The 12287-nt window shown below is 64.4% G+C and carries 10 protein-coding genes and 2 tRNA genes; all 12 read left to right on the top strand.

The features are described 5' to 3' along the window. Positions 1-9 precede the first annotated feature (9 nt). The 12 genes from nuoE (at position 10) to RCF13_RS08230 (ending at position 12208) form a co-directional block, all read left to right on the top strand. Complete coding sequence (nuoE, locus tag RCF13_RS08285) at positions 10-537, top strand: NADH-quinone oxidoreductase subunit NuoE (RefSeq protein ID WP_005410460.1); 528 nt, start codon at positions 10-12, stop codon at positions 535-537. 4 nt (positions 538-541) lie between these two features. Next, positions 542-1882 carry an NADH-quinone oxidoreductase subunit NuoF gene (nuoF, locus tag RCF13_RS08280; protein WP_005417934.1) on the top strand — a complete coding sequence of 447 codons (1341 nt, stop codon included), beginning with the start codon at positions 542-544 and terminating at the stop codon, positions 1880-1882. After that, entirely contained in the window at positions 1879-4113 is a 2235-nt protein-coding gene (gene nuoG / locus RCF13_RS08275; protein WP_231352225.1) for an NADH-quinone oxidoreductase subunit NuoG, read from the top strand. The genes nuoF and nuoG overlap by 4 nt, the downstream gene beginning before the upstream one ends. Continuing rightward, positions 4110-5204, top strand: coding sequence for an NADH-quinone oxidoreductase subunit NuoH (gene nuoH / locus RCF13_RS08270; RefSeq protein ID WP_061478097.1), 1095 nt, complete (start codon positions 4110-4112; stop codon positions 5202-5204). The genes nuoG and nuoH overlap by 4 nt, the downstream gene beginning before the upstream one ends. 3 nt (positions 5205-5207) lie before the next feature. Further along, on the top strand, positions 5208-5696 hold the full coding sequence (gene nuoI / locus RCF13_RS08265) for an NADH-quinone oxidoreductase subunit NuoI (protein ID WP_005417924.1): 489 nt from the start codon (positions 5208-5210) through the stop codon (positions 5694-5696). Positions 5697-5705: 9 nt separating this feature from the next. Beyond that, positions 5706-6362 (top strand): NADH-quinone oxidoreductase subunit J, encoded by a 657-nt coding sequence (locus RCF13_RS08260; RefSeq protein ID WP_005417923.1) that lies wholly within the window; start codon positions 5706-5708, stop codon positions 6360-6362. Further along, positions 6359-6664: an NADH-quinone oxidoreductase subunit NuoK gene (nuoK, locus tag RCF13_RS08255; protein ID WP_005417921.1), complete on the top strand. Its 306-nt coding sequence runs from the start codon at positions 6359-6361 to the stop codon at positions 6662-6664. The genes RCF13_RS08260 and nuoK overlap by 4 nt, the downstream gene beginning before the upstream one ends. 7 nt (positions 6665-6671) lie before the next feature. Then, positions 6672-8837 (top strand): NADH-quinone oxidoreductase subunit L, encoded by a 2166-nt coding sequence (gene nuoL / locus RCF13_RS08250; protein WP_134969020.1) that lies wholly within the window; start codon positions 6672-6674, stop codon positions 8835-8837. Between the two features lie 23 nt (positions 8838-8860). Then, positions 8861-10369, top strand: coding sequence for an NADH-quinone oxidoreductase subunit M (locus tag RCF13_RS08245; protein ID WP_005410452.1), 1509 nt, complete (start codon positions 8861-8863; stop codon positions 10367-10369). A gap of 15 nt (positions 10370-10384) precedes the next feature. Next, on the top strand, positions 10385-11845 hold the full coding sequence (gene nuoN / locus RCF13_RS08240) for an NADH-quinone oxidoreductase subunit NuoN (RefSeq protein WP_049415243.1): 1461 nt from the start codon (positions 10385-10387) through the stop codon (positions 11843-11845). A 127-nt stretch (positions 11846-11972) separates the two neighbouring features. Beyond that, a tRNA-Met gene (locus RCF13_RS08235) sits at positions 11973-12049 on the top strand. A gap of 82 nt (positions 12050-12131) precedes the next feature. After that, positions 12132-12208 (top strand) — tRNA-Met (locus tag RCF13_RS08230). The last annotated feature ends 79 nt before the right edge of the window (positions 12209-12287 follow it).

The following is a 12287-nucleotide window of genomic DNA, read 5'->3' as shown; positions in this document are numbered from 1 at the left end:
GGTCGGCCGATGAAGGCGACAGGTAATTTCGAGGCGGCGCGCGACGTCGACCCGATGGTGGTGCTGAGCGACAAGACCCGCGCTCACATCGATCACTGGCTGTCCAAGTTCCCGCCGGACCGCAAGCGCTCTGCCGTGCTGCAGGGCCTGCATGCGGCCCAGGAGCAGAACCAGGGCTGGCTGACCGACGAACTGATCGCCGGCGTGGCCAAGTACCTGGACCTGCCGCCGGTGTGGGCCTACGAGGTCGCCAGCTTCTACTCGATGTTCGAGACCGAGAAGGTGGGCCGCAACAACGTGGCCATCTGCACCAACATCAGCTGCTGGCTCAATGGCGCCGAGGACATCGTGCGCCATTGCGAGAAGAAGCTGGGCATCAAGCACGGTGAATCGACCCCTGACGGCCGCGTCTACCTCAAGCGCGAGGAAGAGTGCCTGGCCGGCTGCGGTGGCGCGCCGATGATGGTCATCAACGGTCACTACCATGAGCGTCTGACCCTGGAAAAGGTCGACGAGCTGCTGGACGGGCTGGAGTAAGGGCATGGCACATCACCACGAATCCAAGGGTCCGGTCGGCCCCGCGCCGCTGCCGCACCAGGTGGTCTATACCACCTTGCATTACGACACCCCGTGGTCGTACGAAAGCTACCTGAAGACCGGTGGCTACGCTGCCCTGCGCAAGATCCTCGAAGAGAAGATCCCGCCGGAGCAGGTCATCGAGATGGTCAAGGCCTCGGGCCTGCGCGGCCGCGGTGGCGCAGGCTTCCCGACCGGCCTGAAGTGGTCCTTCATGCCCAAGGGCAACATGCAGAAGTACATCCTCTGCAACTCGGACGAATCCGAGCCGGGCACCTGCAAGGATCGCGACATCCTGCGCTACAACCCGCATTCGGTGGTGGAAGGCATGGCGATCGCCTGCTACGCCACCGGTTCGACCGTGGGCTACAACTACCTGCGCGGTGAATTCCACCACGAGCCGTTCGAGCACTTCGAGCAGGCCCTGGCCGACGCCTATGCGAACGGCTGGCTGGGCAAGAACATCCTCGGCAGCGGCGTGGACATCGACATCTACGGCGCGCTGGGCGCCGGCGCGTACATCTGCGGCGAAGAAACCGCGCTGATGGAATCGCTGGAAGGCAAGAAGGGCCAGCCGCGTTACAAGCCGCCATTCCCGGCCAACTTCGGCCTGTACGGCAAGCCGTCGACGATCAACAACACCGAAACCTACGGTTCGGTGCCGGCGATCATCCGCAACGGCCCGGAGTGGTTCAAGGGCCTGAGCCTGACCGCCAACGGCGGCCCGAAGTGCTTCTCGGTGTCCGGCTGCGTGCAGAACGGCGGCAACTTCGAAGTACCGCTGGGCACCACCTTCGACGACCTGCTGGAAATGGCCGGTGGCCTGCGTCCGGGCCGCAAGCTCAAGGGCGCGATCCCGGGCGGCGTGTCGATGCCGGTGCTGACCGCGGCCGAGCTGAAGGGCCTGCCGATGGACTACGACACCATCCGTGCGCTGGGCTCCGGCCTGGGCTCGGGTGCGATCGTCGTGCTCGACGACAGCGTCTGCTGCGTCAAGTTCGCCTGCCGCATCAGCCAGTTCTTCCACAAGGAATCCTGCGGCCAGTGCACCCCGTGCCGTGAAGGCACCGGCTGGATGCACCGCGTGCTGGAGCGCATCGTCGCCGGCAAGGCCACGATGGAAGACCTGCACCAGCTGAAGGCAGTGGCCGGGCAGATCGAAGGCCACACCATCTGTGCGTTCGGCGAAGCGGCTGCATGGCCCATCCAGGGCTTCCTGCGCCAGTTCTGGGACGAGTTCGAGTACTACATCGTCAACGGTCATTCGATGGTTGACGGCAAGAAGGTGGAGGCAGCCGCTGCATGAGCGCGCAACCCGTAAATCCGAGCGTCCCACCCGATCACGTCACCATCGAGATCGATGGCAAGTCGCTGGTCGTGCCCAAGGGCTCGATGATCATCCAGGCGGCCGACAAGGCCGGCATTCCGATTCCGCGCTTCTGCTATCACGAGAAGCTGCCGATCGCCGCCAACTGCCGCATGTGCCTGGTGGACGTGGAGAAGTCGCCGAAGCCGGCGCCGGCCTGTGCCACCCCGGTGATGGACGGCATGAAGGTCGCCACCCGCAGCGAGAAGGCGCTGAAGTTCCAGCGCTCGGTGATGGAGTTCCTGCTCATCAACCACCCGCTGGACTGCCCGATCTGCGATCAGGGCGGCGAGTGCGAGCTGCAGGACGTGTCGCTGGGCTATGGCCGTTCGGTCAGCCGCTTCAACGAGCGCAAGCGCGTGGTGCCTGACGAGGACATGGGGCCGCTGGTCGCCACCGAGATGACCCGCTGCATCCAGTGCACCCGCTGCGTCCGCTTCACCGCCGACGTTGCCGGTACCTACGAACTGGGTGGCATGTACCGCGGTGAGAACCTGCAGATCGGTACCTTCGACGGCAAGCCGCTGACCACCGAGCTGTCCGGCAACGTCGTCGACGTCTGCCCGGTCGGCGCGCTGACCAACAAGGTGTTCCAGTTCCGCGCCCGCCCGTGGGAACTGACCGCGCGCGAGTCGCTGGGCTATCACGACGCGATGGGTTCGAACCTGTTCCTGCACGTGCGTCGCGGCGAAGTGCTGCGCACCGTGCCGCGCGACAACGAAGCCGTGAACGAGTGCTGGCTGTCCGACCGTGACCGCTACTCGCACCAGGGCCTGTACAGCGAAGACCGTGCGGTCAAGCCGCTGCGCAAGGTCAACGGCGAGTGGAAGGAAGTGAGCTGGGCCGAAGGCCTGGCCGCGGCCGCCGAAATCCTCAAGGCCAACGAGGGCGACAACCTGGGCGTGCTGGTGCACCCGTCGACCTCGAACGAGGAAGGCGCGCTGCTGGCCCGCCTGGCCAAGGGCCTGGGCTCGAGCAACATCGATCACCGCATCAACAACCGCGATTTCTCCGACGCCGCAACCGCCGAAGTGTTCGGCCTGCCGCTGGCCGAGATCGAAGGCGCCGACCGCATCGTGGTTCTGGGCAGCAACATCCGCCACGAACTGCCGCTGCTGCACGCCCGCCTGCGCAAGGCGCAGACCACCAAGGGCGCGAAGATCCACGTCGTCAACCCGGTGGACTTCGACTTCGCCTTCAGTGTCGCCGGCAAGCAGATCGTTGCCCCGTCGAAGTTCGTCGACGCGCTGGCCAACGCCGAGCTGCGTTCGGCCGTGCAGGGCGGCAACAACACCGTGCTGATCGTTGGTGGCATCGCCGAGAACCACCCGCAGGCTGCCGCGATCCGCGCTGCCGCGCGTGACTTCGCTGCCGCTACCGGTGCCAAGCTGTGCCGCATCCCGCAGGGCGCCAACGCCGTTGGCCTGACCCGCGCCGGCGTGCTGCCGGCCGGCAAGGACGTCGCCGCGATGCTGGCGCAGCCGCGCCAGGCCTACGTGGTGTACGGCCTCGAGCCGGGCCTGGACTTCGCCGACGCCCCGGCCGCCCGCAAGGCGCTGGCCGGTGCCCAGGTGGTGGCCTTCAGCCAGTTCGCCTGCGCCTCGACCCGCGACGTTGCCGACGTGATCCTGCCGATCGGTGCGCTGCCGGAAATCGATGCCACCCTGACCAACCTCGATGGTCGCGAGCAGTCGGCCCGTGCCGGCGGCAAGCTGCCGGGCGAGGCCCGCGAAGGCTGGCGCGTGCTGCGCGCACTGGGCGGCGACATGGCGCTGGCCGGCTTCGACTTCACCGACCTGGCCGGCCTGCGTGCCAGCCTGGCCCCGGTGTCGGTCACCGTCGCTGCTTCGGCGCAGCCGGCGGTTGCCGGCGAAGGCCTGGAAGTGGCTTCGACCGCCGCGATCTACCGCACCGATGCGGTGGTCCGTCGCGCGCCGGCGCTGCAGTCGCATCCGCTCAACAACGCCCCGCGCATCGTGCTGAACGCTGAAGATGCCGCTCGCCTGCAACTGCAGGAAGGGCAGATGGCCAAGGTCGGCACCGATGCCGGCAAGGCCACCCTGCCGGTGGTGGTCGACGCCCGCGTCGCTGCGGGTTCGGTCTGGATTGAATCGGGCCACGGCGCGACCGCGCCGCTGGGTGCCGCTCGCGTATCGGTGGTGGCTGCATGAACGAATTGCTGTTGAACGCGGTCGACCCGCTGCACCAGTGGCTGCTGGGCCTCGGTGACATCGGCGCACTGATCTGGATCATCCTGAAGATCCTGGTGATCACCGTGCCGGTGATCATCTCGGTGGCCTTCTATGTGGTCTGGGAACGCAAGCTGATCGGCTGGATGCACGTCCGCCACGGCCCGATGTACGTGGGCATGGGCATCTTCCAGGCCTTCGCCGACGTCTTCAAGCTGCTGTTCAAGGAAGTGGTCCAGCCGAGCAGCGCCAACAAGGCGATCTATCTGCTGGCACCGCTGATCACCCTGGCCCCGGCCTTCGCGGCCTGGTCGGTGGTCCCCTTCGATTCGCAGATCGTACTGTCCAACGCCAACGCCGGCCTGCTGTACCTGCTGGCGATGACCTCGCTGGGCATCTACGGCATCATCCTGGCCGGTTGGGCATCGAACTCTAAGTACGCGTTCCTGGGTGCCATGCGCGCCTCGGCGCAGATGATCAGCTACGAAATCGCCATGGGCTTCGCCCTGGTCGGCGTGATGATCGCCTCGGGCAGCCTGAACCTGAGCAACATCGTCGCTGCGCAGGCCGGCAGCTCCGGTTTCTTCGACTGGTTCCTGCTCCCGCTGTTCCCGCTGTTCGTCATCTACTGGGTGTCGGGCGTGGCCGAAACCAACCGCGCGCCGTTCGACGTGGTGGAAGGCGAGTCGGAAATCGTTGCCGGCCACATGGTCGAGTACTCCGGCGGTGCGTTCGCCCTGTTCTTCCTGGCCGAATACGCGAACATGATCCTGATCAGCTTCCTGATCTCGATCTTCTTCCTCGGCGGCTGGCTGAGCCCGGTCCAGGGCTGGGTTGATCTGGGTAACGTCTCGCCGCTGGTCGACTGGATCTGGAAGGGCGGTGCACCGTGGCTGTTCGTCAAGGTGTTCTTCTTCGCCAGTGCCTACATCTGGTTCCGTGCCAGCTTCCCGCGCTTCCGCTATGACCAGATCATGCGCCTGGGCTGGAAGGTCTTCATCCCGCTGGCCATTCTGTGGATCGCGGTTACCGCCGTCATGGTGTTCTTCGGCGTGATTCAAAAGGGCGTCTAAGTGATGAACAGGATTACCCATTACTTCAAGAGCCTGCTGCTGCTCGAACTGCTGGCCGGCCTCTGGCTGACGCTGAAGTACAGCTTCAAGCCGAAGTACACGATGATGTACCCGATGGAGAAGTTCCCGCAGTCGCCGCGCTTCCGTGGCCTGCACGCCCTGCGCCGTTATCCCAACGGCGAAGAGCGCTGCATTGCCTGCAAGCTGTGTGAAGCGGTGTGCCCGGCGCTGGCCATCACCATCGACTCGGCCAAGCGCGAGGACGGCACCCGCCGCACCACCCGCTACGACATCGACCTGTTCAAGTGCATCTTCTGCGGCTTCTGCGAAGAAAGCTGCCCGGTGGACTCGATCGTCGAAACCCACATCCTCGAGTACCACTTCGAGAACCGTGGCGAAAACATCGTTACCAAGCCGCAGCTGCTGGCCCTTGGCGACCGTCTCGAGTCCGAGATCGCCGAGCGTCGTGCCGCCGATGCCGCTTACCGCTGAGGTCGAGAGATGGATTGGGTAAATATCGCTTTCTGGGTGTTCGCCATCGCGGCAACGGTTTCGGCCGGTGCGGTGATCAGCGTGCGCAACCCGGTTCACGCCGTGCTCTGCCTGGTGCTGACCTTCTTCTCCATTGCCTGCGTGTGGCTGCTGGTGGGTGCCGAGTTCCTCGGCGTGGCCCTGGTGCTGGTCTATGTCGGCGCGGTGATGGTGCTGTTCCTGTTCGTGGTGATGATGCTGGACATCGACCCCACCAAGCTGCGTGAGGGCTGGGTGCGCTACCTGCCGGTCGGCCTCATCGTCGCGGTGGCGATGCTGGCGCAGATGCTGATCCTGATCGGCGTCAAGGCACGCTCGGTCACGCCGTTCCCGGCCGACAACGCCGCTGCGGTCGCCGCCGACAGTTCCAACATCACCTGGCTGGCACGCACGCTGTTCACCGAGTACCTGCTGCCGTTCGAGTTCGCCGCCGTCATCCTGACTGTGGCCGTGGTTGCCGCCGTCATGCTGACCCTGCGCCGCCGTACCGGCGTCAAGAGCCAGAACCCGGGCGAGCAGACCATGGTCAAGGCCGGCCAGCGCCTGCGCATGGTCAAGATGGGTGCCGAAGCACCGGTCGTGCACAGCAACAGCAAGCCGGCCACCGGCGAGGAGACCCAGCCGTGATTACCCTTGGCCACATCCTTGCGCTTGGCGCGGTGCTGTTCGCCATCAGCCTGGCCGGCATCTTCCTCAACCGGAAGAACGTCATCGTCCTGCTGATGTCGATCGAACTGATGCTGCTGTCGGTGAACATCAACTTCGTCGGCTTCTCGCGCCAGCTGGGCGATCCGTCCGGCCAGCTGTTCGTGTTCTTCATCCTGACCGTCGCCGCCGCGGAAGCCGCCATCGGCCTGGCGATCCTGGTGACCCTGTTCCGTACCCGCCGCACGATCAATGTCGGCGAAGTCGATTCGTTGAAGGGCTGATCCACAGATGGAAATCACTCTCTCCAAGAGTCTGTTGATCGCAGTGGTGCTCGCACCGCTGTTCGGCAGCATCATCGCCGGCCTGTTCGGTCGCCAGGTCAAGCGCTTCGGCGCGCAGACCATCACCATCCTCGGCGTCGCGGTGGCCTGCGGCCTGTCGATGTACACGTTCTACCAGTTGATGTGGGGCGGCGCGCAGCCGTTCAACCAGAACATCTATACGTTCTTCGAAGTCGGCCAGTACTCGGCCCACGTCGGCTTCATGGTCGACAAGCTGACCGCGATGATGATGGTGGTGGTGACCTTCGTGTCGCTGCTGGTCCACATCTACACGATCGGCTACATGCAGGACGATCCGGGTTACCAGCGGTTCTTCAGCTATATCTCGCTGTTCACCTTCTCGATGCTCACCCTGGTGATGAGCAACAACTTCCTGCAGCTGTTCTTCGGCTGGGAAGCGGTGGGCCTGGTGTCGTACCTGCTGATCGGCTTCTGGTTCAAGCGCCCGACCGCGATCTTCGCCAACATGAAGGCGTTCCTGGTCAACCGCGTCGGTGACTTCGGCTTCCTGCTCGGCATCGCCGGCGTGCTTTGGGTGTTCGGCACCCTGGACTACTCGCAGGTGTTCTCGCAGGCCGGCATGCTGGCCGACCCGCGCGCCCAGCTGCAGATCTGGGACGGCACCCTCCTGGGCATGCAGCTGCTGAACGAGCCGGTGATCTGGTCGATCGCCACCGTCATCTGCATCTGCCTGTTCATCGGTGCCATGGGCAAGTCGGCCCAGGTCCCGCTGCACGTGTGGCTGCCCGACTCGATGGAAGGCCCGACCCCGATCTCGGCACTGATCCACGCTGCGACGATGGTGACCGCCGGTATCTTCATGGTCACCCGCATGTCGCCGCTGTTCGAGCTGTCGCAGACCGCGCTGAACTTCGTGCTGTTCATCGGTGCCACCACCGCGTTCTTCACCGGCCTGATCGGCATCGTGCAGAACGACATCAAGCGCGTCGTCGCGTACTCCACGCTGTCGCAGCTGGGGTACATGACGGTTGCACTGGGCGTGTCGGCCTACTCGGCAGCCGTGTTCCACCTGATGACCCACGCCTTCTTCAAGGCGCTGCTGTTCCTGGGTGCTGGTTCGGTCATCATTGCCATGCACCACGAGCAGGACATGCGCAAGATGGGTGGCCTGCGCAAGTACATGCCGATCACCTTCATCACCATGTGGATCGGTACGCTGGCACTGGTGGGTACGCCGTTCTTCTCCGGCTTCTACTCGAAGGACACCATCATCGAGGCCGCCGAGCTGCACGCGCACCTGTCCAACAACTGGGTGGCCACCTACGGCTACTGGGCAGTGCTGGGTGGCGTGATCGTCACCAGCTTCTACAGCTTCCGCCTGCTGTTCCTGACCTTCCACGGCAAGGAGCGTTTCCGCGACGTGCATCATGACGATCATGGTCACGGCCATGACGATCACCAGGCCGCCGACGCCCACCACGGCGATGCGCATCACGATGACCACGGCCATGGCCACGGTCCGCATGAACCGCACGAAACCCCGTGGGTGGTGACCCTGCCGCTGATCCTGCTGGCCATCCCGTCGATCGCCATCGGTTTCTTCAGCATCGGTCCGATGCTGTACGGCACCGACTGGGCCGGCCACCATGCCCACGATGCCATCAAGGGCCAGGCGCATACGTTCTTCACCGGCATCGTCGACTTCTACGATCCGGCCAAGAACACCATCGGCTTCCTGGGTGAGGAGTTCCACGGCCCGGTCGCCTTCGCGCTGCACGGCATGATGGCTCCGGCGTTCATGCTGACCGTCGCGGGCTTCCTGCTGGCCGCACTGTTCTACCTGTGGAAGCCGGGCCTGTCGGGCAAGGCGCGCAAGGCCTTCGCTCCGCTGGTGTCGGTGCTGGAAAACAAGTACGGCTTCGACAAGCTGTGGATCGATGGCTTTGCCGGTGGCAGCGTCAAGCTGGGCAAGGTCTCGCGCTGGATCGACAGCAACATCGTCGACGGCGTGGTCAATCTCTCGGCACGTGTTGTGGACGTCGCAGCCGGCGTGCTGCGTCGTACCCAATCCGGTTTCCTCTATCACTACGCCTTCGCGATGATCATCGGCCTGATTGCCCTGCTGGGCGTGCTGATGCATTACCTGCGTTGATGACCTGTACGGAATAAGAAGACGTGTCGAACTGGCCTCTACTCAGTGTCCTCATCTGGCTGCCGATCATCGGTGGTGCCCTGATCCTTGCGATCCGTGATGCGCAGACCGCCCGCTGGGCGTCGCTGGGCGTCGCGGTGCTCACCTTCGTTGCAAGCCTCTCGCTGCTGAGCGGCTACAACGCGGGCATCGACGGCCTGCAGTTCGTCGAGACCCATGCGTGGATCCCGGCGTACAAGATCGGCTACAACCTGGGCGTGGACGGCATTGCCGTGGCGCTGATCCTGCTGACCACCCTGGTCAGCGTGCTTGCCCTGATCGGCGCCTGGAGCGCCATCGACAAGCGCGTGAACCAGTACGTGGCGGCCTTCCTGATCCTGGAAGGCGTCACGGTCGGTATCTTCGCGGCGACGGACGCGATGCTGTTCTACGTGTTCTTCGAAGCCATGCTGATCCCGATGTTCCTGATCATCGGTGTCTGGGGCGGCCCGCGCCGCATCTACGCTGCGCTGAAGTTCTTCCTGTACACCTTCCTCGGCTCGGTGCTGATGCTGGTGGCGTTGATCTACCTGTACATGAAGGGCGGCAGCTTCCAGCTGGCCGACCTGTATGCACTGCCGCTGTCGGCCAAGGAACAGACCTGGATCTTCTTCGCGTTCCTGATCGCCTTCGCGGTCAAGGTGCCGATGTTCCCGGTCCATACCTGGTTGCCGGACGCCCACGTGGAAGCGCCGACCGCCGGTTCGGTGATCCTGGCCGCCATCGCCCTGAAGATCGGTGGCTATGGCTTCCTGCGCTTCAACCTGCCGATCGTCCCGGACGCTTCGCAGGAATGGGCCTGGCTGGTGATCGCGCTGTCGTTGATCGCGGTGATCTACGTTGGCCTGGTCGCCCTGGTGCAGGACGACATGAAGAAGCTGATCGCCTATTCGTCGATCGCGCATATGGGCTTCGTCACCCTGGGCACCTTCATCGCCCTGTGGCTGGTGCGTGAAGCCGGCAACGCCGATGCCGCCCGCCTGGGCCTGCAGGGCGCCATGGTGCAGATGATCTCGCACGGCTTCGTGTCCGGCGCGATGTTCTCCTGCGTCGGCGTGCTGTACGACCGCATGCACAGCCGCCGCATCGCCGATTACGGCGGCGTGGTCAACGTGATGCCGTGGTTCGCCACCTTCGCCATGCTGTTCTTCATGGCCAACGCGGGCCTGCCCGGTACCAGCGGTTTCGTCGGCGAGTTCATGGTCATCCTCTCGGCCTTCCAGCGTAATCCGTGGATCGCGCTGGGCGCGGCCACCACCCTGATCATCGGCGCCGCCTACACCCTGTGGCTGTACAAGCGCATCTTCTTCGGTGAAGTGGCCAACAGCCATGTTGCCGAACTGAAGGACATCAACGGCCGCGAATGGCTGGTGCTGGGCGTGTTCGCCATCGGCGTGCTGGCCCTGGGCATCTATCCCAAGCCGCTGACCGACCTGATGGAGCCCTCGATCGCGAAGCTGGCGATGCAGATCGCATCCAGCAAGCTGCTGTAATTCCAGGATTTGATGATGACCACCTCGCCGCTGCTGCCATTGACCGCCGCTGACCTGCCACCGCTCGCTCCCGAGCTGGTGCTGATCGGCAGCGCCTTCGCCCTGATGATCCTCGACCTGTTCGTCAGCAACCGGAACAAGATCGTCACCCACCTGTTCTCGCTCGCTGCGCTGGCCGTGGTGCTGTTCATGCTGGCCACCGGCGTGGGCGGGCAGGGCGAGGTCTTCCATGGCATGTTCGTGCGCGATACCGCCGCGGACGTGATGAAGACCGGGATCGTGCTGCTCAGCGGCCTGACCCTGGTCTATGGCTGGCGTTATCTGCGTGACCGCAACCTGTTCCAGGGCGAGATCCCGGTGCTGATCCTGTTCGGCACCGCCGGCATGATGATCCTGGTGTCGGCCGGCAGCCTGCTGATGGTCTACCTGGGCCTGGAACTGCTGGCGCTGTGCTCCTACGCCCTGGTCGCCAGCAACCGCGAAAACGGCCTGGCCTCGGAAGCGGCGATGAAGTACATCGTGCTCGGCTCGCTGGCCTCGGGCCTGCTGCTGTACGGCATGTCGCTGATCTACGGCGCCACCGGCAGCCTGCACCTGGACGTCATCCGTGACGCCATCCCGCACTCGGAAGAGCGCGTGCTGCTGATCACCGGTGCGGTGTTCATGATCGCCGGCGTCGCCTTCAAGCTGGGTGCGGCACCGTTCCACATGTGGCTGCCGGACGTGTACCAGGGTGCCCCGGCACCGATCGCGCTGTTCATCAGCTCGGCGCCGAAGCTGGCCGCCTTCGGCATGGCCTACCGCCTGCTGGAAATGGGCGTGGGCCCGCTGTCGACGGAACTGCAGCTGCTGATCGCCGGCCTGGCCGCAGTCTCGTTGGTCATCGGCAACCTGATGGCCATCGCGCAGAGCAATCTCAAGCGCATGCTGGCGTTCTCCACCGTCTCGCACATCGGCTTCCTGCTGATGGGCATCGCCGGTGGTGGCGCGCAGGGCTATGCCGCTGCGCTGTTCTACGCACTGGCCTACGCCATCATGTCGACCGCCGCCTTTGGCGCGATCATCGCGCTGTCGCGTGCCGGCTTTGAAGCCGAGAACATCGAGGACTTCAAGGGCCTCAATGCCCGCAACCCGTGGATGGCAGGCCTGGTGCTGTGCATCATGGCGTCGCTGGCCGGCATCCCGCCGTTCCTGGGCTTCTGGACCAAGCTGGCGGTGCTGGGCGCGGCCGTCAACGGCGGCCTGCTGTGGCTGGCCATCCTGGGCGTGCTGTGCGCCGTGGTCGGCTGCTTCTACTACCTGCGCGTCATCAAGGTCATGTACTTCGATGAGCCGGTGGGCGAGGCCATGCCGCGCAACAACGACCGCGTGCTGGGTGTGGTGCTGGGCGTCAATGCCCTGGCGCTGCTGGCCCTGGGCCTGGCCTGGAACCCGATCATGGTCTGGTGCCAGCAGGCATTTGCGCATCTTGCATAAAAGTTGACACAAAGCTGCGCGATTCGTGTAATATGCGCAGCCTGAGTTGTCACTGCAGCGGTTCAGCCAGAACATCGTTGCGGTAGCCCTCCTCGAAAGAGCAGGGCAGCAGTTCAAACACTTCCGGTGCGGGGTGGAGCAGTCTGGCAGCTCGTCGGGCTCATAACCCGAAGGTCGCAGGTTCAAATCCTGCCCCCGCTACCAACTTCCGATCGGCGCCAACCGGTTTGATGAATGAGGGAAGGCTTGCAGTTTTTGGAGCCATCGCTCATAATTCCGCTTCTGATGCGGGGTGGAGCAGTCTGGCAGCTCGTCGGGCTCATAACCCGAAGGTCGCAGGTTCAAATCCTGCCCCCGCTACCAAGTAAGAAGATCGCCTTCGAAGTCCTGCTTCGAGGGCGTTTTTCTTTGGGCTGGCCCGGCGCTACCCGTACGCCGCACG

The organism is Stenotrophomonas maltophilia group sp. RNC7, from assembly GCF_030910085.1.
In the GTDB taxonomy this organism is placed as follows: Bacteria; Pseudomonadota; Gammaproteobacteria; order Xanthomonadales; family Xanthomonadaceae; genus Stenotrophomonas; species Stenotrophomonas sepilia.
This window is presented reverse-complemented; position numbering and strand designations above follow the sequence as displayed.

Coding starts and splice junctions, on each gene's coding strand:
- nuoE (WP_005410460.1), top strand. CDS start 10: ATGAAGGCGACAGGTAATTTCGAGGCGGCGCGCGACGTCGACCCGATG.
- nuoF (WP_005417934.1), top strand. CDS start 542: ATGGCACATCACCACGAATCCAAGGGTCCGGTCGGCCCCGCGCCGCTG.
- nuoG (WP_231352225.1), top strand. CDS start 1,879: ATGAGCGCGCAACCCGTAAATCCGAGCGTCCCACCCGATCACGTCACC.
- nuoH (WP_061478097.1), top strand. CDS start 4,110: ATGAACGAATTGCTGTTGAACGCGGTCGACCCGCTGCACCAGTGGCTG.
- nuoI (WP_005417924.1), top strand. CDS start 5,208: ATGAACAGGATTACCCATTACTTCAAGAGCCTGCTGCTGCTCGAACTG.
- RCF13_RS08260 (WP_005417923.1), top strand. CDS start 5,706: ATGGATTGGGTAAATATCGCTTTCTGGGTGTTCGCCATCGCGGCAACG.
- nuoL (WP_134969020.1), top strand. CDS start 6,672: ATGGAAATCACTCTCTCCAAGAGTCTGTTGATCGCAGTGGTGCTCGCA.
- nuoN (WP_049415243.1), top strand. CDS start 10,385: ATGACCACCTCGCCGCTGCTGCCATTGACCGCCGCTGACCTGCCACCG.